Annotated in this window: 15 protein-coding genes; 5 read left to right on the top strand and 10 right to left on the bottom strand. The window is 70.7% G+C overall.

Going from position 1 to position 18,814, the window contains the following annotated elements:
• Window positions 1-75 precede the first annotated feature (75 nt).
• Complete coding sequence (locus VZQ01_RS14220; protein WP_141326829.1) at window positions 76-576, top strand: peptidylprolyl isomerase; 501 nt, start codon at window positions 76-78, stop codon at window positions 574-576.
• Window positions 577-696: 120 nt separating this feature from the next.
• Complete coding sequence (locus tag VZQ01_RS14215) at window positions 697-1,473, top strand: glutaminyl-peptide cyclotransferase (RefSeq protein ID WP_223783550.1); 777 nt, start codon at window positions 697-699, stop codon at window positions 1,471-1,473.
• Here the strand turns inward: VZQ01_RS14215 and VZQ01_RS14210 are convergent.
• The 7 genes from VZQ01_RS14210 to VZQ01_RS14180 all read right to left on the bottom strand — a co-directional run bounded on the left by VZQ01_RS14210 (window position 1,470) and on the right by VZQ01_RS14180 (window position 13,106).
• Window positions 1,470-2,840: a sigma-54-dependent transcriptional regulator gene (locus VZQ01_RS14210; RefSeq protein ID WP_426748092.1), complete on the bottom strand. Its 1,371-nt coding sequence runs from the start codon at window positions 2,838-2,840 to the stop codon at window positions 1,470-1,472. The two genes, VZQ01_RS14215 and VZQ01_RS14210, sit on opposite strands and share 4 nt — an antisense overlap.
• Window positions 2,822-4,303, bottom strand: coding sequence for a sensor histidine kinase (locus VZQ01_RS14205; protein ID WP_223746014.1), 1,482 nt, complete (start codon window positions 4,301-4,303; stop codon window positions 2,822-2,824). The genes VZQ01_RS14210 and VZQ01_RS14205 overlap by 19 nt, the downstream gene beginning before the upstream one ends.
• A 370-nt stretch (window positions 4,304-4,673) precedes the next feature.
• A complete protein-coding gene (locus VZQ01_RS14200; RefSeq protein ID WP_426748091.1) occupies window positions 4,674-6,257 on the bottom strand; it encodes an MXAN_6577-like cysteine-rich protein in 1,584 nt (527 codons plus the stop codon).
• The gene (locus VZQ01_RS14195; RefSeq protein ID WP_426748090.1) at window positions 6,254-8,233 is read right to left on the bottom strand and encodes a TonB-dependent receptor plug domain-containing protein; all 1,980 of its coding nucleotides are present in this window, start codon (window positions 8,231-8,233) and stop codon (window positions 6,254-6,256) included. The genes VZQ01_RS14200 and VZQ01_RS14195 overlap by 4 nt, the downstream gene beginning before the upstream one ends.
• Window positions 8,230-10,323 carry a carbamoyltransferase family protein gene (locus VZQ01_RS14190; protein ID WP_426748089.1) on the bottom strand — a complete coding sequence of 698 codons (2,094 nt, stop codon included), beginning with the start codon at window positions 10,321-10,323 and terminating at the stop codon, window positions 8,230-8,232. Before VZQ01_RS14190 ends, VZQ01_RS14195 begins: the two co-directional genes overlap by 4 nt.
• 8 nt (window positions 10,324-10,331) lie before the next feature.
• Window positions 10,332-11,564: a hypothetical protein gene (locus VZQ01_RS14185; protein ID WP_223746018.1), complete on the bottom strand. Its 1,233-nt coding sequence runs from the start codon at window positions 11,562-11,564 to the stop codon at window positions 10,332-10,334.
• Between the two features lie 69 nt (window positions 11,565-11,633).
• Entirely contained in the window at window positions 11,634-13,106 is a 1,473-nt protein-coding gene (locus VZQ01_RS14180; protein WP_426748088.1) for a cobyric acid synthase, read from the bottom strand.
• 70 nt (window positions 13,107-13,176) lie between these two features.
• Between VZQ01_RS14180 and VZQ01_RS14175 the strand changes: the two genes are divergently transcribed.
• Genes VZQ01_RS14175 through VZQ01_RS14165 form a run of 3 tightly spaced genes read left to right on the top strand, consistent with a single transcriptional unit; the run spans window position 13,177 to window position 15,775 of the window.
• Complete coding sequence (locus VZQ01_RS14175; RefSeq protein ID WP_223746020.1) at window positions 13,177-14,046, top strand: ABC transporter substrate-binding protein; 870 nt, start codon at window positions 13,177-13,179, stop codon at window positions 14,044-14,046.
• Window positions 14,043-14,837, top strand: a complete 795-nt coding sequence (locus tag VZQ01_RS14170; RefSeq protein ID WP_426748087.1) for an ABC transporter ATP-binding protein — start codon at window positions 14,043-14,045, stop codon at window positions 14,835-14,837. Before VZQ01_RS14175 ends, VZQ01_RS14170 begins: the two co-directional genes overlap by 4 nt.
• Window positions 14,834-15,775: a FecCD family ABC transporter permease gene (locus VZQ01_RS14165; protein WP_141326809.1), complete on the top strand. Its 942-nt coding sequence runs from the start codon at window positions 14,834-14,836 to the stop codon at window positions 15,773-15,775. Before VZQ01_RS14170 ends, VZQ01_RS14165 begins: the two co-directional genes overlap by 4 nt.
• 253 nt (window positions 15,776-16,028) lie before the next feature.
• Here the strand turns inward: VZQ01_RS14165 and VZQ01_RS14160 are convergent, their stop codons facing one another.
• The 3 genes from VZQ01_RS14160 to cobS form a co-directional block, all read right to left on the bottom strand.
• Complete coding sequence (locus VZQ01_RS14160) at window positions 16,029-17,282, bottom strand: cytochrome P450 (protein ID WP_426748086.1); 1,254 nt, start codon at window positions 17,280-17,282, stop codon at window positions 16,029-16,031.
• 100 nt (window positions 17,283-17,382) lie between these two features.
• On the bottom strand, window positions 17,383-18,003 hold the full coding sequence (locus VZQ01_RS14155) for a histidine phosphatase family protein (protein WP_408888110.1): 621 nt from the start codon (window positions 18,001-18,003) through the stop codon (window positions 17,383-17,385).
• 26 nt (window positions 18,004-18,029) lie between these two features.
• Window positions 18,030-18,770, bottom strand: a complete 741-nt coding sequence (gene cobS, locus VZQ01_RS14150) for an adenosylcobinamide-GDP ribazoletransferase (RefSeq protein ID WP_223783543.1) — start codon at window positions 18,768-18,770, stop codon at window positions 18,030-18,032.
• Window positions 18,771-18,814: the final 44 nt, after the last annotated feature.

Genomic DNA, 18,814 nt, shown 5'->3' with positions numbered 1-18,814 from the left:
CGTGTTCATTGCGGACAGCGGCACCGAAGAGGTAGTGGTGTGCGCCTCCCACCCTCTACCTCCAGGGAACCTTCCATGCCCACGGTCGAACTGACGACGAACTTCGGCAACATCACCATCGAGCTGGACGAGGCCAAGGCGCCCAAGTCCGTCAGCAACTTCCTCGAGCTCGTCGGGAAGGGCCACTACGACGGCACCGTCTTCCACCGTGTCATCGAGAACTTCATGATTCAGGGCGGCGGGTTCGAGCCGGGAATGAGGCAGAAGCCGGTCCCGACCGCGCAGATCCAGAACGAGGCCAACAACGGCCTGAAGAACGAGCAGTACACCGTCGCGATGGCCCGCACCAACGATCCGCACTCCGCCTCCGCGCAGTTCTTCATCAACACGGTCAACAACTCGTTCCTGAACCACACCGCGCCCACGGTGCAGGGCTGGGGCTACGCCGTGTTCGGCAAGGTGGTGAAGGGGCAGGAGGTCGTGGACAAGATCAAGAAGGTGCGCACCGGCAACAAGAGCGGTCACAGCGACGTGCCCCTCGAGGACGTGGTCATCCAGAGCGCCAAGGTCGTCTGAGGCGGAAGGCGTCGTCCACGCCGTGACACGTCCCGGTCCTCCCGGGCCGGGAGTGTGTTGTGCCGGTCCGCGTTTCCTGCTTCCGTGCGCGACTCGATGCACTTGAATCAGCGAGCGTGGATGTCGGCCATCTGTGTGCTGGGGCTGGGCGTGGGCTGTAGCTGTGGACCTGTCCATCGTCGACCGACGGAGGGCGGCCCCACACGGAAGGTGGCCCGCATCGTCCAGGAGTATCCGCACTCCACCGAGGCCTTCACCCAGGGCCTCGTCTTCCACCAGGGGCGCCTGTTCGAGAGCACCGGCCAGAAGGGCTCGCTGCGCGAAATCTCGCTCGAGTCCGCCACGCCCCTCTGGATCGAGCGCCTGGGCGACGTCTTCACCGAGGGCCTCGCCAGCGACGGCGAGCGCCTCTACCAGCTCACCTGGACCGAGGGCCTGCTCTTCACCTGGAGCGGCCTGCCCCCCACCCGTGAGCGCACCACGCCGTACGAAGGCGACGGCTGGGGCCTGTGCTACTGGCAGGGCCGGCTGGTCCGCAGCGACGGCAGCTCCACGCTGACCTTCCACGACCCCGACACCTTCGAGCCCCTGGACTCCGTCGAGGTCACCCTCCAGGGCCAGCCCCAGGAGCAGCTCAACGAGCTGGAGTGCGCCAACGGCGTCATCTACGCCAACGTCTGGCACTCCACGGACGTGCTCGAAATCGACCCGTCCACCGGCCGGGTCACCGCCGTCATCGACGCGTCCGCCCTCGCGCGCTCCGTGGCCTCCCAGGTCCGAGGCATCACCGACGCCGTCCTCAACGGCATCGCCGTGGAGCCCGGCACCGGCCGCATGCTCATGACGGGCAAGCTCTGGCCCAAGCTCTTCGAGGTGAAGCTGGAGACGCTCGACTAGGGCTTCTTCGCCTCGTCGTCGCGCTCCAGCTTCCGGTACAGCGTCTTTCGGTCCACGCCGAGGATTCGCGCCGCCAGCGTGCGGCTGCCGCCCACCGTCTCCAGCACGCGGTGGATGTAGCGCCGCTCCAGCTCCTCCAGCGTCACCAGCTCCGAGGGGTCCGTGTTCTCCGGCACCACCTTCGGCTGGCTGTAGTTCCGGATGCGCTCGGGCAGGTCATCCACGGTGATCTGCTCGAACGACGTCAGCGCCACCGCGCGCTCCATGCTGTTCTGCAGCTCGCGCACGTTGCCCGGCCACCCATAGGCCAGCAGCCGCTGCGCCGCCGCCGGTGACAGCCCCACCACCCGCTTGTTGTTGCGCGCGGCGAACTGCTCGATGAACCGCTGCGACAGCAGCAGCACGTCGTTGCCCCGCGCCCGCAGGGGCGGCAGCTCCACGCCGATGACGTTGAGCCGGTAATACAGGTCCTCGCGGAAGCGGCCCTCCTCCACCGCCAGGTCCAAATCCCGGTTCGTCGCCGCGACGATGCGCGCGTCGAACGGCACCTCCGTGTCCCCGCCCACAGGCCGCACCACCCGCTCCTGCAGCGCGCGCAGCAGCTTCGGCTGGAGCGTGAGCGGCAACTCGCCCACCTCGTCCAGGAACAGCGTGCCGCCGTGCGCCTGGATGAAGAGCCCCGCGCGCGCCGCCTTCGCGTCCGTGAAGGCGCCCTTGGCGTGGCCGAACAGCTCGCTCTCCAGCAGCGCCTCCGGCATGGCCGCGCAGTTGATGGCCACGAAGGCCCCCTGTGCCCTGCGTCCACGGGTGTGCACCGCCCGCGCGGCCACCTCCTTGCCCGTGCCGCTCTCGCCGGTGATCAGCACCGTCGAGTCCAGGTCCGCCACCCGGTCGATGAGCGCGTAGGCCTGCTGCATCGCGGGGCTCTCGCCCACCACCGCGCCGCTGTCCTGCTGCCGTCTGCCCAGCTCCTGCCGCAGCCGGCGCACCTCGTCACGCAGGGCGCGGTGCTGCACCGCGCGCTCCAGCACCAGCACCAGCGCGTCGATGTCGATGGGCTTGGTGACGAAGTCGTAAGCCCCCGCGCGGATGGCGGCCACCGCCGTCTCCATGCTGCCGAACGCCGTCATCACCACGACGGGGATGTCCGGCCGGTTGAGGACGATTCGCTCGCACAGGGCCAGCCCGTCCATGCCCGGCATGCGCAGGTCCGTGAGGACCACGTCGAAGTCCTCGCCGGCGAGCTTCGCCAGCGCCTCGTCGGCGGACCCCATCGCCACGGGCGTGTAGCCCCGGCGGGTCAACCCCTTCTCCAACATGGCGCGCATCTCGCGCTCGTCCTCGACCATCAGGACGCGGCCTGGCATGTGTCCCCTCCGCTCGGCAGATAGATGGAGAAGCAGCTACCGCGTCCCAGCTCGCTTCGCACGGCAATCCAGCCGCCATGGTCCCTCACCAGACCATAGGACACGGACAGCCCCAGCCCCGTGCCCTCGCCCACGTCCTTCGTGGTGAAGAACGGCTCGAACACGTGCGCCAGCACGTCCGGGGCAATCCCAGAGCCCTCGTCCTCCACGTCCACGCGCACGTAGCTCCCCTCGGGGCCGCCCACGTCCTGGGGTGGCGTGGTCCGGGAGTGGGCCGCGTGCACGCGCACCGTCCCCGGCTGGTTCATGGCCTGCAACGCGTTCATCACCAGGTTGGTCAACACCTGCTGCACCTGGCCTCCATCCGCCTCCACCGTGACGCCGGGGGGGATGTCCTCCACCAGGGTGATGCTCTTCTTGGCGGCCATGGGCTTGAGCAGGGACAGCGAGCGCGAGACGAGCTCCCGCACGTCCTCCGGGGCCCGGTGGGGCGCGCGGCGCCGCGCGAAGTCGAGCAGTTGCCGGATGATGCGCGTCATGTGCTGCGCCTGCTGGCTGATGATGCGGGCGCTCTCGCCCACCTCCTCGCCCTCCGCCTCGCCCGACGAAATCATCTTCGCGCGGCCCATCACCACGTTGAGCGGCGTGCCCAGCTCGTGCGCCACGCCCGACGCCAGCTTGCCCACCGTGGTGAGCCGGTCCGCGTGCCGCAGGTGCTCCACCGCGGACAGGCGCGCGGCCGTCTCCGCGGACAGCCGCGAGCGCGTCTCCTCCAACTGCTCGCCCATGCGGTTCATCGCGTTGGCCAGCGTCGTCAGCTCGTCCCCCCGCCGCTGCGGTGGCAGCCGCACGCGCGCGGACAAATCCCCATGGCCGAAGCGCTCCGCCAGCTGGACCAGCTGGTCCACCGGCTCACCGACGAGCCTGCGGCCCATGGCCATGGCGACGATGAGGAACGCGAAGGTGATGGTGCCCGTGGCGACGATGGTGCCCACCACCGTGACGAAGACGTGCTGGCGCTCCTCGCCCAGCGACTCGGTGATTTCGATGGCGCCGAAGCGCGGGCCAATCTTCACCGGCGTGTACGAGTGCAAGAGGCCCGGCGCCGGGTCCGGGTCCACCATGGAGCCGTCCCTGCCCTGGCGCAGCGTGGCCATCAGCCGGGGCGGGAAGCCCGCGAGGGACGGCGTCCCGGGACCGCCATCCAGCCAGACCCAGCGCAGGTGGACCTGCTCCTGGTAGTTGTTGGACTGGTTGAGGAGATTGAGCGCCTCGCGCTCACCCGCAAGCTGCCACGCCTTGCCGATGGTGCCCGCGAGCGTGTGGCCGAGCAGCCGATGGTCATGCTGCATGTCCAGCGCCGAGCGCTCCAGCTCGCGGCGGACCTGGATGACCTGCAGCGCGGCGATGACGGCCACGGCGAGCAGGACGAGGGCGAGGGTGAACTTGCGTGCGAGTCTCACGGTGGGTCGAGGCTATTCCGGTCCATGCACGTGGGAGGGGTCGAGAATGCATGGACCGGAAGGAAGTACTCAGAAACTACCGCGACTGCCGTGAGAAGGCGTCAGGACGTCGCGTCGGGCTCCTCGGCGGGCGAGCAATCGCCCGAAGCTCGGCGTGGGTGCACGAGGACCGACGTGCGCTGCGTGACGCCTCCTCCGGTTTCCGCCCCGCGATGTGGCCGGGGCACGCGGAAGCTCTAGAGCATCCTTTGTGCCAGCGTCTGGCTCGGGGCGGCTCCCTCGGAGGAGGGCCCCGGACGGGGTGGAATGTCCCGCCGGGGCCGGGGCACATTGCCCCATCGGGGCGAAGTGCCCCCGAGCTGCCCCGGAATCAGGGCAGGGCCACCACGTCGCTGACCAGCGAGAAGCCGCTGGCGGGGCAGGCGGCGATGGCGGGCTCGGAGGTGTCCTTCAGGCCCCGACGCTCGACCAGGGTGTTGCCCACGATTTCGTGGACGAAGACGCGGCCGCCGTTGGTGTCGCCGGTGTAGATGCGCGGGCCCACCACGGCGAACCGGCCGGCGGCGGGGATGGGGCAGGAGCCGATGCCCGGCGAGCAGGCGATGGGCTCCGAGGCCACCACGGTGTCCTGCGCGTCCAGCATCACCAGGCCCGTGCGCTCCACGGACACCAGCTTGAACTCGGCGTCATAGGTGGACTTGCCGCCGCAGCTCACCACCAGGTGCTCGCCCACGGAGGCCACCGCGTTGGGGTTGAGGCAGTCGTCGCCCAGGCCGACGAGGCTCACCGCGCCCGTCGCCGGCTCGATGCGCGCGAGCAGGCCCGGGCCGCCGGGGGCGTAGGTGGCGGGGTTGAGGTTGTTGAGGGCCACGTACACCTTGCCGCGGTGCTGGGTGATGCCCGCGGGCGTCGACAGCGTGGTGTTGTCCGGGAAGGGACGCAGCGCGGCGCCCGTGGGCAGGTCGATGGTGCTCGTCACGCGCGGCTCGGACGGGGACGCTAGCGAGACGCGCGCCACGCGGCCTCCGGCGCTCGGGTCGCCCACGAGGTTGCCGTAGAGGGTGACCCACAGCTCGTTGCCCACGCGCGCCATGCCGAAGGGGTTGGTGTTGGCGCCGAAGCTCACGCTGGCCACGTTCTGGAGCGAGATGCCCTCGGGGTGGCGCTTGCCGGGCGGGAGCGGCTCGGTGCTCCGCAGCACCTGGAGCGTGTTGTCGGTGGAGTTGAGGATGTAGATGAACGGCCCCTCGACGAGGACCTGGTTGGGCGCGCGGCCCGTGTCGTGGCGCGGAGGCAGCACGCCGTAGTCGTCCAGCCGCGCCTGGATGAGCTTGCGCGTGGAGTCGAGCACCAGCAGCACGTCGCTCATCCGCGCGGCGCTCTGCGGCGACGACGCCACCAGCGTGCCGGGGCCCTTGAGGTCCACGCCGGACTGGATGCCCACCACCTGGCCGGTGTTGAAGCACGTGGCCACGATGTCGTACGTGCACACGCCGCCCCGGCACGTCCGCGCGTCGCCGCAGACGTTGCCGCAGGCGCCGCAGTTCAGGTTGTTCGAGTCCCCGTCCACGCACGCGTTGCCGCAGCGGAGCAGGCCCGCGGTGCAGTTGAGCTGGCACGTGCCCTGCTCGCACACCTCGCTGCTGTCGCACGTCGTGCCGCAGGCGCCGCAGTGCTGGGGCGAGGACCGGGTGTCGACGCAGGCGCCGTCACAGGCCGTGGTCCCCGTCAGACAGCGACACGCGCCCTCGGCGCAGAGCTGGCCTTCGCCACAGGCGTTGCCGCAGGCGCCACAGTTCGCGGACTCGCTGGTGAGGTCCGCGCAGGTGTCGCCGCAGCGGGAGAGGCCCTCGCTGCAGACGACGCCCTCGTCGGGACAGCCGGTGAGCAGCAGGCAGGAGAGCAGGGAGCAGAGGAGCGCCAGGTGGCGTCCTGGAGGAGGCGAGGGCTTCATGGGGTGTCCGCCTTTTTGGCAGTGGAGGGGGAGGGTGGGACGTCGAGCGCCAGGGCCACGGAGGCGAGCACCGCGCGGCCCGGCAGGGGATAGCCGTCGAAGTCGTCGACGTGGACGTCGAGCACGTTCTTGAGGTCGACGGAGAAGGTGAAGGCGGGGCGCTGGCCCACCGTGGTGGACAGGCCCGCGTGCAGGAGCGTGCGGCCCGGGAGCACCAGCTCGCCGGTGCGGTTGCGAAGCTGTGAGGACTGGGCGCGCACTTCCACGCGGCCCGTGAGCCACGAGGGGCCCGCCGTCACTCGCGCGGCGAGGGTGTGGCGCGGCCGGAGCGGGATGTCCTTCAGGTAGTAGCGCGGGTCGTCCCGGAGGTTGCGGGAGACGAGGAACGTGTACGCCAGCGAGCCGGACAGGAAGGAGAAGGGGCGCGCCTCCGCGTCCACCTCCAGGCCGGAGACGCGCGCGGAGGCGAAGTTGCTCGGCTTCGCGGCGAACGGCGGATACGCCTCGTAGGTGATGAGGTCCTCGTAGCTCGCGAAGAAGCCGCCCACCGACACGAGCGAGCGCTCCGTGCGGTGCGCCAGCGCCACGTCCGTGGACACGGCGCGCTCGGGGCGCAGGTCCGGGTTGGGCAGCAGCGTGCCCTGGCGCACGTACAGCTCTACCAGCGAGGGGGCCCGGTGCGCCTGTCCCACGTTGGCGCGCAGCTCCAGGCGCGCGGGCAGCGTCACGCGCGCGCCCAGCTTGGGGGACAGCAGCGTGAACGCGCCCACGCGCTCCACGCGCAGCGAGGGCGTCACGTGGAGCCGGCCGTCGAGCAGCGCCAGGTCGTCCATGACGCGGACGCTGGCGCGCAGCCAGGACGTGCGTCCGTCCGAAGTCACGGGCGCGCCATCGGTGGCCACGCCTTCCCCGCCGAGGCTCGCCAGCGCGGAGACGACGTTCCAGCTTCCCAGCGGCAGGCTGCCCTCGGCCTCCACGCCGCCCGTGCGCAGGGTCTGCACGCCCTGCTGTGGCAGCGGACCGCCCGACAGCTCCAGCCGCTCCTGGCGATAGTGCGCGCGAGCGGACACGTGGACGTGGTGGCCCAGGTCGCCCAGCACGCGCAGGCTCAGGATGCCGCGACGGTTGGACTGACGCGCGTCCGCGAGCGGGTTCTGCGCCGTGCCCGCGAGCCCTCGTCCTTCCAGGGTCCCTTCGCCCATCGCGTCCAGCACCACACCCTGGGAGAGGCGGCGGCGCAGTCGCACGAGCGCCCCGGCGCCGCGCGCGTCGTTGTTCTCGCGACGTCGCAGCTCGGGCGCGTCACCCGGCAGCGTGGGCGTGGCATCGAACGGATAGAAGAAGCGCCCGGACGACGTGCCGCCGTGGAGCAGCAGGAGCAGCTCGCTGTCCAGCACGGGCCCGGTGAGCGACAGCCACCCGGTGGTGGTGTTCCAGCTCCCGTGGCTCAGCTCGCCCGCGAGGCTCAGCGTGTCACCGGGGGCGCGGGTGATGATGTTCACCACGCCGCCGAGCGCGCCGCTGCCGTGGCTCGAGCCCGCGCTCCCGCGCATCACCTCCAGCTCACGGGCGAGCGCGAGCGGGACGCGCGACAGGTCCATGCTCCCGCCCGCGCCGTTGAGGGGGATGCCGTCGAGCAGCACCAACGTCCCGTTCGACGAGGCGCCGCGCACCACCAGGCTCTTTCCCTGGCCGTATCCGCCCGAGTCCTGGATGGAGACGCCGGGCGCGGTGGACAGCACCTCCGCGGTGTCACGCGCGGTGCCGCCGCGCTCCTCCACGGAGATGACGGTGACGACGCTGCTCGGGTCGCGACGGGCCGCGCGGTCCATCGGCTCCGGGTCGGGCACCTCGCCCACCACGTCGATGACCTCGGACATGGGGGGCGTGCCGGCGTCCTCGGTGGACTGGGCCCGCACGGAGGCGCACGCCAGCAGCCCCAGGCCCAGCAGGCCCCTGGCGAGCGCCGTCCTCACACGCCCGGACCGAACTGGAGCACGTGCGCGCGCCGCAGCGTGCCGAGCATCCGCGTCAGCTTCTGCTCATCAATGTTCGAGTCCTCGCGAGACACCCGCTCCAGGAGCTTCCAGCCGGTCATCCCGCGCTCCACCTGGGCCACGAGCATCGACAGCTCGCTCGACACGAGCTGCACGGCCGCGCCCCACGGCGTCCGCACCTTGAACGCGCCACCCTGTTGCCCGCTGCCCAGCATCCGGCGCGCATCCTCCAGGTTGCGTCCCGAGGCGTCCAGGCCAAAGCCCAGCGGCTCCTTCAAGAGGGGACGCAGGTCCAGCGTGTCCTCCGCGCTTTCCGAGGACAGGGGCGCGATTCGCTCTCCGAGGACGAGCACCTCCAGGTCCAGCAGTGAATGCAGCGCCTCGTGCTTGGACACGAAGCGGTCCAGGAGCACGCAGCCCTCCAGCCCCGTGGACAGCAGGCCCCACAGCGCGTCCTCGGGCGTCTCGACGATGGGCTCCCCGGCGATGTTGAACGAGGTGTTGAGCAGGACGGGGACGCCGGTGCGTTCATCGAACGCGGTGAGCAGCGCGTGCAGCAGGGGCGTGTGCGCCCTCGTCACCGTCTGCACGCGGCCGGTGCCGTTGACGTGGGCGACGGCGGGGACGCGCTCGCGCTGCTCCTCACGGAAGCGCCACACGCGGAGCATGAAGGGGCTGTCCGTGGAGGCCGTGTCGACGTCGAACCACTCGCGCACCTTCTCCGCGAGGATGACGGGGGCGAAGGGACGGAAGCCCTCGCGGAACTTCACCCGCGCGTTGAGGGTGTCCTTCATGTCGCGAGGCCGCGGGTCGCAGAGGATGCTCCGCTGGCCCAGGGAGCGTGGACCCAGCTCGGAGCCGCCCTGGAACCAGCCGAGCATCTTCCCCTCGGCGAGCAGGTCGGCCACCTCGGGGACGAGTCGCGGCAGCCTGCGCGACACCACCGCGGGCACGGTGCGCAGCGCGGTGTCGCAGTCCTTGGCGGAGTACGTCCTGCCCGTGCTGTCATGGCCCAGTCGCCGCGTGGAGCGCCGCCCCGTGAGCTGCCAAAGCCCGTGGTACGCCGCGCCGATGGCGGTGCCGCTGTCCTCCGCGGCGGGCATCACGTAGAGGTCCTTGAAGCCGCTCTCGGTGAAGAGCCGCTCGTTCGCCACGCTGTTGAGCGCGACGCCCCCGGCGTAGCAGAGCGCGTCGCAGGACGTGCTCGCGCGCAGTCGACGCACCAGCCGCAAGAGCCCGTCCTCCAGCGCCGCCTGCGCCGAGGCCGCGAGGTTCCGATACTCCACCTGTCGCGCGGGCCAGCGCTCGTCATGCGTGAAGCGGCGAGGCACGGTGTCGTGGAACACGAAGCGCCCGTCGACGATGTCGAAGAAGTCCGACACGGGGGTGTCCGCCACGCCGTGAGGCGCCAGGCCCATGACCTTGCCCGGCCCCTCCAGGACATCCGAGAAGAGCTGCCGTCCGACGGCGGAGTACAGCCCGCCCAGGCTGCCGAAGCGAGGCATGCCCCGGAAGCGCTCCAGGTCCACGGAGGACGTCACCTCCAGGAACGTGCCCAGGTGCTTCTCCACCGGCACGAAGCCCTCGCGCGACGCGTGGTAGACGGACAGCGTCTCCTCTCCGCGTCGCTCGGTGACGACCGCCGCCAGCTCCTCGGGGGACAGGTCCTGGACGTTGGAGCCGAACCCGTCCACGACGAGCACCAGCGACTCGTCGAAGCCGGACGTCGCGAACGCGCCCACCGCGTGGCCCAGGTGGTGCGAGAGGTAGCGCACCGGGACACCCGGAGCGAGGTCCGGGTTGGCGCGCACGTCGTACAGCGGCCCGCGAGGCCCCATCAGCGAGCAGCACGAGACGAGGCTGAGCTCGTCCGCGCGGATGCCCGCCGTCTCCAGGCAGTAGCGCACCGCGAAGGACACGGCTCCGCCAGGGAGCCACGCCCGCTTGCGGCGGATGAGTCGCTCCTCCTGCACGGCGACGACCAGCTCGTCACCACGCAGGAGGCACGCGGCGCCGTTGTGATTCGACGCGCCGATGCCCAGCACCCACGGAGCGCTGTCCCGGGACATCGCCGTGCTCAGTGGACCAGCGACGGCGCTTGAGGCGGCGCGGCCTTGGGCGCCTGCTGGCGTTGCGCGGGCGCGGGCGGAGCGACGTTGAAGAGGTTGACGAGCACGCCCACGGCGGCGAGCTGCGAGGTGGCCGGGTTGTAGTCGATGGCCTCACCGATGGGGAAATCCACCGAGCTGACGGCCTGGACCTGGAGCTGTCCGTCCGGCGTGACGAGCACCGTCCACAGCAGACCCTCCTGCGTGGTGGCGAAGACGTGGGGCTGCCCGCCCACGCTGGCCATCGCGGCGCGGAACGCGAAGGACTGCGGCAGGGACAGGTTCTGCTTCAGGTCCACCGAGCCCTGCGACTGGAGCTCCGCGGGGCGCACGCGGAACAGCCACGTGTTCTTGTCCGACGGGCCCACCGAGCAGGCCACTGCCACCAGGTGGTCATCCAGGATGGCGAGGCCGTTGATGCCGCGCTGGGCCGCCGGGTTGTAGCGCTTGCGGGCCAGCACGTTGCCCTGGGGGAGCTGGAGCATCACCAGGTCTCCGTCCTCGGAGCCGGTGATGACCACGCCGTCGCGCCACGAGACGATGTCCCGCACGTTCCACAGCTGGAACGGGCTGGGGATGGGGTCGGGCGAGCGCACGTCGATTTTCTTCAGCACCGCCAGCTGCCGGCCGTTGCGCGTGACGCTCCAGATGAGGACGAAGCCGTTCTCGTGGCCGGTGACGAGGTACTCCCGGTTCCCATGGGTGACGAAGACGGCGCTGTTGGCCGTGCCCACGTCCGCGTCGTAGGCGAAGTTCTGGTAGCGGAACGCGCGCGGCAGCCGGTCCAGCAGCGCGGGCTCGGCGTCCTCCGCGACGGAGAGGTCCCGCTCGCGCCACAGGGTGATGGTGGTGCTGTCGTTGGATGTCACGAACGTCCGCTCATCCCGCACGGCCATCATCTCCACGCCCCGGTTGGCGGGCGTGCGCAGCACGTCCGTGAGCATGGGACCCCACTCGGTGGGTCCAGGCGGGCGGAAGAGCGTCATCGAGCCATCCAGCCGTCCCACGATGAACCGCCCCGCGTCCAACCACTGCAATTGCTGGGTGTAGGGGTACGTCGTGCCAACGGGCGTGAGGACCTGCTGGGTGAGTGTCTTCGGGGCGGTGTCGAGCTGGTCCTGTGCGAGCGCGCTGTGCTGGCAAGCCATGGCCAAGAGCAGCACCACGCGCGGAAGGACACGAGCGAATCCATCGAGCTTCACGTTGAGCCTCCTCCTTACATTCGCCTGTCGTCGGGAATCCCCGAGCGCCCCCTTTGGCGGGATGAAGAGTCAGTCGATGGATGTCATGTGCTCGGCCAGGGCGGCAGCGAGCCGATTATAGCTGTCCTCCCGACGGGTGTCGTGGTTGCACAGGGGCGCTGTCAGGGCTGGCAATCCCTTGCGCTGGCGCAGCGTGTCGACGAAGGCGCGGCTCAGACGAGGATTCTTGAACAGGTCATGGATGAAGGTGCCGAAGATGGGCAGCCGCTCGTGCACCGCGCCATCGAAGCCGCCGGGGTGGGCATACATCGGCCGCGCGCTGTCGTACCGGATGAGCCCGGAATGAATCTCATACCCGGACACCTCGCCCGCATCCCGCAAGGGATTGTCCTTCGTCGGGGTGTAGTGGCGGTTGAAGACCGTCTTGCCCGGCAGGAACTCCACGTCGATGTCCAGCAGGCCCAGGCCGGTGGTGCTGCCGTGCTCGGACTCGCGGCGGTGCTCGTCGAGCAGGTGGCGCCCCAGCATCTGGAAGCCGCCGCAGATGCCGACGATGGGCGTGGTGGCGCTCAGCTCCTGGAGCACGCGCTCGAAGCCGATGCGCCGCAGGTGGACCAGGTCCCCCACCGTGTTCTTGGTGCCGGGCAGGATGATGGCGTCGGGCGCGCCCAGCTGGTCCACGGAGCGCACGAAGCGCACGCGCACGTGGGGCTCCTCCTGGAGGTAGTCGAAGTCGGTGCTGTTGGAGATGTGGGGCAGGTAGAGGACGGCGATGTCGACCTCGGGTGTGCCGTGCATGCGGGGCTGGACGCGGTCCTCTTCTTCCAGCGCGAGGGACAGGTAGGGCAGCACCCCGACGACGGGCTTCTTCGCGTGCTGCTCGATGAAGTCCACGGCGGGCTGGAGGACCTGCCGGTCTCCCCGGAACTTGTTGATGATGAAGCCACAGATGCGCGCGACGTCCTCGGGGGCGACGAGCTCCAGGACGCGCAGCGTGCCGAGCAGCTCCGCCACCACGCCGCCCTTGTCGATGTCCGCGGCCACGAAGACGCGGGCGTCCAGGCGGTGGGCCACCTCCATGTTCACCACGTCGAACGGGCGCAGGTTGGGCTCCGCGCAGCTCCCCGCGCCCTCGGCGATGACCAGGTCGTAGTGGCGGTTCAGGTGGTCGATGGACTCCTGGATGGCGGCGAGCTTGAGCGCACGGTGCGTGTCGGCCAGGAAGTACTCGCGCGCGTCGACGTCCCGGTGGGGCCTGCCGTGGATGATGAGCTGGCTGACGCTGTCCGACTTGGGCTTGAGCAGCAGCGGGTTCATGTGGACGATGGGCCGCTGCCGCGCCGCGAAGGACTGCACCGCGGTGGCGCGGGCAATCTCCTCGTTCTCCTCGGTGACGAAGGAGTTGAGGGACATGTTCTGCGACTTGAACGGAGCCACGCGCAGGCCCCGGTTGGCGTACAGGCGGCACAGCCCGGCCACCAGCGTGGTCTTCCCCACGTGGGAGCCCGTGCCCTGAATCATGAGGTGGGGGTGCTTCGACATGGCGGGCCTCCTCTGGCGGGTGCACTATAAGGCGCTCGTCACGCACTCCTCGGTGCGTGATTGTCCTCCCATGTCCCCTTCGCGCTCCTTTCGGCTCCTCGGTCTCGCGCTCCTGCTCCTCGCGGGCTGCCAGCGCTCCTCGCCTCCGGCCCAGGAGCCGGGCGCGCGGCGGCTCGTCTCGCTGTCCCCCGGAATCACGGAGACGCTCTACGCGCTGGGGGCGGGGCCGCAGGTGGTGGGGCGCTCGGACTATTCGTCCTGGCCCCCCGAGGCAGAGGGCGTGCCCAAGGTCGGCTCCACGCTGGCGCCCAACTACGAGGCCATCGCCCGGCTCAAGCCCACGCTCATCCTGGATGAGCAGGTGAAGCAGGCTCCCGCGGGCTCGCTGGCCGCCGTCGCGCCGGTGAAGGTGCTGCCCTGGCTCACGGTGGACGACGTGGCGAACGGGGTCCGCGAGCTGGGGCGGCAGACGGGCCGCGAGGCGCAGGCGAACGAGCTGGCCGCGAAGGTGGAGAGCACGCTGAAGCGGGCACCTCCGAAGGACGCGCCCCGGGTGCTGCTGGTGATTGGCGACGCGGAGGCCGGGCTCTCCAGCATCTGGTACATCCGCAAGGGCTCGCTGCACGGCGCGGCGCTGGAGGCCGCGGGCGCGCGCAACGCCGTGGCCGAGGACCCGGGTGGGCCGCCGAACATCTCCGTCGAGCAGCTCATGACGTTGGACCCGGACATCATCCTGGTGTTGCTGGAGGGGCCCGTGCCGACGCCCGAGGAGGAGGCGCGGCAGCTGGCCGCGTGGAAGCAGCTGTCGGTGCTGCGCGCGGTGAAGGAGGGGCGCGTGAAGCTGGTGGCGGGGCCGGGCGTGCAGTCCACCGGTCCGCGCATCCTGGACCTGGTGGAGCGACTGAAGGTCGCGCTGCGCTTCGACGCGAAGACGCCATGACGTCCACGCTGGAGGTCTCCGGGGCGACGGTGCGCAAGGGGGAGCGGACGCTGCTGGCGGACGTGTCCCTTCGGCTCGGGGCTGGAGACTTCGTGGCGGTGGTGGGCCCCAATGGGGCGGGCAAGACGACGTTGATGCGCGTGGCGCTCGGGCTGGAGCGTCCGGACGCGGGGCGCGTCACGGTGGGCGGGCGCGACGTGGCGGCGCTGTCGCCCCGGGAGCGCGCGGCCCATGTCGCGTGGCTGCCCCAGCGTGTGCAGGTCTCCGAGCCCATCACCGCGCTGGAGCACGTGGCCGCGGCGCGCTATCGCTTCCGGGAGTCGCATCGCCGCTCGGAGGAGCAGGCGCGGGCGGCGCTGGAGCGGGTGCAGGCGGAGGGGCTCGCCTCGCGGCGAATCACGGAGCTGTCTGGAGGAGAGCAGCAGCGGGTCGCGGTGGCGGCGCTGCTCGCGCAGGAGTCGCCGCTGGTGATGCTGGACGAGCCGGCGAACTTCCTGGACCCCGCGCAGCAGCTGGAGTTGTACGCGCTCGTGGGGCGGCTGTGGCGCTCGGGGCTGGGGGTGCTGTGCATCACGCATGACATCAACGTGCTCGCCCACGCGGTGAGGCACGGGGGCGAGGGACGGATTCGGGTGCTGGGGTTGTCGCGTGGCCAGGTGGCCTTCGAGTCGCACTACGACGCGCCGGAGCTGGGCGAGCACCTGGGGCAGGTGTTCTCCGTGCGGATGCGTGGCGTGGAGGTCGAGGGCCGGAGGGTCTTCGTGGGCCTGCCGCTGGAGGGTGGCGAATGAAGGCCCGGCTGGTGGTGATGTTGCTCTTGTGCGGGCTGGTGGTGGTCGCCGCGCCGTTCATCGGGCCGCCGATGCCGCCGGACGCGCGGGACTTCATCCTCTGGCAGCTGCGCATCCCCCGGACGCTGATGGCGCTGCTGGTGGGCGGCACGCTGTCGCTGGTGGGGGCGGTGTATCAGTCGCTCTTCGCCAATCCGCTCGCCGCGCCGAGCACGGTGGGCACCACGGCTGGAGCCACGCTGGGCGCGCTGGTGGCCATCGTGCTGGGGGCCCGCTCGGCGCTGTGGGGCTTGCCGCTCATCACCGCGTCGGCCTTCGCCGGGGCGCTGGGTGTCAGCCTGTTGGTGGCCGCCATCGCCGCGGGGCGGGGCGTGCGGATGAACGATTTGGTGCTCGCGGGCATCGCCTTCTCGATGGCGGCGGGCGCCATCTCCACGGGCGTGCAGTTCTCGGCCGACTCGGCGGAGCTGCTGGCGGCCACGCGGTGGACGATGGGGCACCTGCCGCAGGTGGGCTACCAGGGAATCGTCGCGCTCGTGCCCATCGCGGCCGTGTCGGTGGTGGGGCTGTTGTCGCTGACGCGGGCGCTGGAGGTGTTCATCTCCGGCGAGGAGCATGCCGAGTCGCAGGGCGTCAACGTGCGTGTGGTGCGCATGGCCTCGATTGGCTTGGGGGCGCTCGGCGTGGCGGGCTGTGTCGCGTGGTGTGGCCCCATCGCGTTCGTGGAGCTCATCGTTCCGCACATCGTCCGGCGCGTGCTGGGCGTGAGCCGGCGCGTGCTGCTGCCGTGCTCGGTCATCGTGGGCGCGAGCTTCCTGGCACTCTGTGACGCGGCCTCCCGAGTCATCTTGCCTGGGCGAGAGCCGCCCGTGGGGCTGGTGACTGCGGCGCTCGGTACACCGCTGCTCGTGTACCTGGTGGCGCGAAAGTCGCGCTGAGCCCAGAGTCAGAGCTGGCAAGGCAGGGTGACGGCGGCGCCAAGCACATCGCTGCTCATGTCCCTGGTGGCGCGTAAGCCGCGCCGAGCGCGGAGTCAAAGGTGGGGACGGCAGCGCCAGGCACGCCGCTGCGCGTGTCCCTGGTAGCTCGCAAGCCGCGTCGAGTGCGGAGTCAGAGCTGGCAGGGTGACGGTGGCGTCAGGCGCATCGCTGCTTGTGCCCTGGTGGCGCGCAAGTCGCGCCGGACCCGGTGTCAGAGCTGGCAGGGCAGGGTGGTGAGGCCACGGAACACGGCGGTGTCGCGCCGCTTCCACGCGCCGGGCACGAGCCGAAGCTGCGGTAGTTCGCGCGCCAGCGTCCCGAACGCGCTCTGTGCCTCGATGCGCCCGAGCGCCGCGCCGACGCATTGGTGGATGCCGTGGCCGAAGGCGAGGTGCTGGAGGTCCGTGCGCTGGATGTCCAGCGCATCGGGGTTCTCGAAGCGCCTGGGGTCCCGATTCGCCGCGCCGAGCAGCACCCACGCCCACTCGCCCGCGCGGACATGAGTCCCTCCCACGTCCACGTCCTCCTGTGCCATGCGCGAGACGAGCTGCAGGGGCGTGTCGAAGCGCAGCACCTCCTCCACCGCGCCCTTGGCTCGCGAGGGCTCGGCGCACAGCGCCTCCCACTGCGCGCGGTGCTCCATCAGCGCGAGCATCCCATTGCCGATGAGGTTGACGGAGGTGTCGTAGCCGCCGAAGAGCAGCAGCATGCACGTGGGCAGCAGCTCCTCCTCGCTCAAGGCCTGTTCGTCTTCCTGCGCGGCCACCAGCAGCCCGAGGACATCCGTGCGTCGCGACTGTCGGCGCCGGGTGACGGCGGCCTGGAGCGCCTGGTGCACCTCTCGTGTCGCGGCGCTCGCGGCCTCGCGAACCCCCAGCGGCGCGGAGGCATCCGCGCACCGGGCGAGGCACAGCGCCCAGTGCTGATAGAGCCCCTCATCCAGATCATCCGCGCCCACCAGCTGGCGCAGCGTGCTGCGGGCCAGGGGCATGGCGAACTCGGAGATGACATCCATTCCCCCACGCTGACGCGCCTGGAAGACCAGGGACTCCGCCAGGGCCTGGATGTGGATGGCCAGCTCCTTCATGCGAGGGCCCAGGGCACGCTTCGTCACCGCGCGCAGGCGCGTGTGGTCCGGCGGGTCCATCAGCAGGAACCACTGGTTGTGCATGGCGGACAGCGCCGCGAGCGCCTCGGGTGGAGGCGGGTAGTCCTGGGGACGGCGCTTCCTCGCGCTGGCGATGTTCCGACTGAAGCGGGGATTGGCGAGCACCTCCAGGCAGTCCGCGTGCCGCGAGAACAGCCACAGCTGGGACTCGGCGCTCCAGCACGCGGGCTGCTCGAGGAGCCGCGCGTAGACGGCGTAGGGGTTGTCGAGCGCCTGCGCGGAGAAGGGGTCGGGCGTCTTGCCGAGGGCGCGGATGACGGGACGTCCGCTGGCCTCGCCTGGCGGTTGGGTCTCCATGCGCGTGACGCCCCCTTGTGCACGACGGAACTTCAATCCCAGACAAGCCACCAAAGGCTACGCCTCGCGCGGAAACACCGTCAAGCCGAGGCGTGGTGCGTCACGGCTCCGCGTTCATCAACTTCACCACGGGCTCATCGCCATAGAAGTCGATGACATTCACCGCCGCGTGCACCTGGTCCAGTCGGAACAGGTGCTCATCCGACATCCCGAGTGCCTCGCAGAGCAGGGTGCGATTGACGCCGCCGTGGGACACCAGCGCGAAGCACTGGCCGGGATGACGTGCCCGCAGCGCCCGACCTCCTGCGCGCACGCGCTCGCGCATCTCGGAGAACGTCTCTCCCTCGGGGAAGCGCACCTGTGCGGGGTGTGTCATCCACTCCGCGTACACGGCGGGGAAGCGGCGCTCGGCCTCCTCGTAGGTGAGCCCCTCGAAGAGCCCGAAGTCGATCTCCCGGAAGGCCTCCTCCACTCGAAGCTCCAGCCCCCGGCCCTCCGTGAATCGCTTCGCCGTGTCGAGCGCGCGGAGCCGGGGACTCGAATACAGGCCGTGCAGCTCCACCGGCGCGAGCAGGCGCGCGGCGCGCTCGGCCTGGACGTGTCCCTCGGGCGCGAGGCCCACGTCGAGCCTCCCGTAGCAGCGGCCCTTCATCTCCTCGGAGGGCTTGCCGTGCCTCACCAGAATCATGCGCGTCACGCCGCTCGGCAGTCGCCAGTCCACGCGTCCGTTTCCTTTCGTGAGCAAGGTCAGCCGAGCGCCAGCGCGAGCACGAGCACCACCGCCTCGCACACCTCGGTGTTGGCGCCCATCGTATCGCCCGTGATTCCGTCAATCTTCTTCCGGCACCACAGGGCCTGGAGCATCGACACCAAGGCCACGGCCCCCATGATGACACCCCCCTTCCAGCCCATGAGCCCCACGGCGATGCCGAGCCCCAGCACCGTGGCCCCCGCCACCTCGACGCGCCCGACATAATCCGTGATGGCCATGCCGATGCCACCGGAGCGCCGCGCATAGGGGAACAGCCACCCCTGGGGCACCGAGCCCCACCGGCCCAGACTCAGCGCCACCACCAGCGCGACGTCCGCCTGTCCCCGCTCGAGCAGGGCCGCCAGCGCGCTCGACTTCAGCCCCACGTTCAACAGCAGGGCCGTGCCGCCATACGCGCCGATGACGTGGTCGCGCATGATGCGCAGCACGTCCTCCTTCGTTCGCCCGCCCCCAAAGCCGTCCGCCATGTCCGCCAGCCCGTCCAGGTGCAGCGCGCCGGTGAGCAGCGCGTAGACGATGAGCAGGATGAACGCCGTCACCGTGGCGGGCAGCAGGGGGAAGAGCGCGTGGCGCACGCCCACCAGGATGGCCGCGAGCAGCGCGCCGACGAGCGGGAAGCACAGCGTGGCGCGGCCCACGTCGCCAGCGTCGAACGTGGCCGCCCCGGGGACGGGGATGCGACTGAGGAACGCGATGCCGGCGAGAAGTCGCTTCATGGGAGCCCAGGTATGGCGCGACTCCCGCCGGGTTTCCAGCCGGG

It is taken from the genome of Myxococcus faecalis, assembly GCF_050039385.1.
GTDB classification, from domain to species: Bacteria; Myxococcota; Myxococcia; order Myxococcales; family Myxococcaceae; genus Myxococcus; species Myxococcus fulvus.
This window is presented reverse-complemented; position numbering and strand designations above follow the sequence as displayed.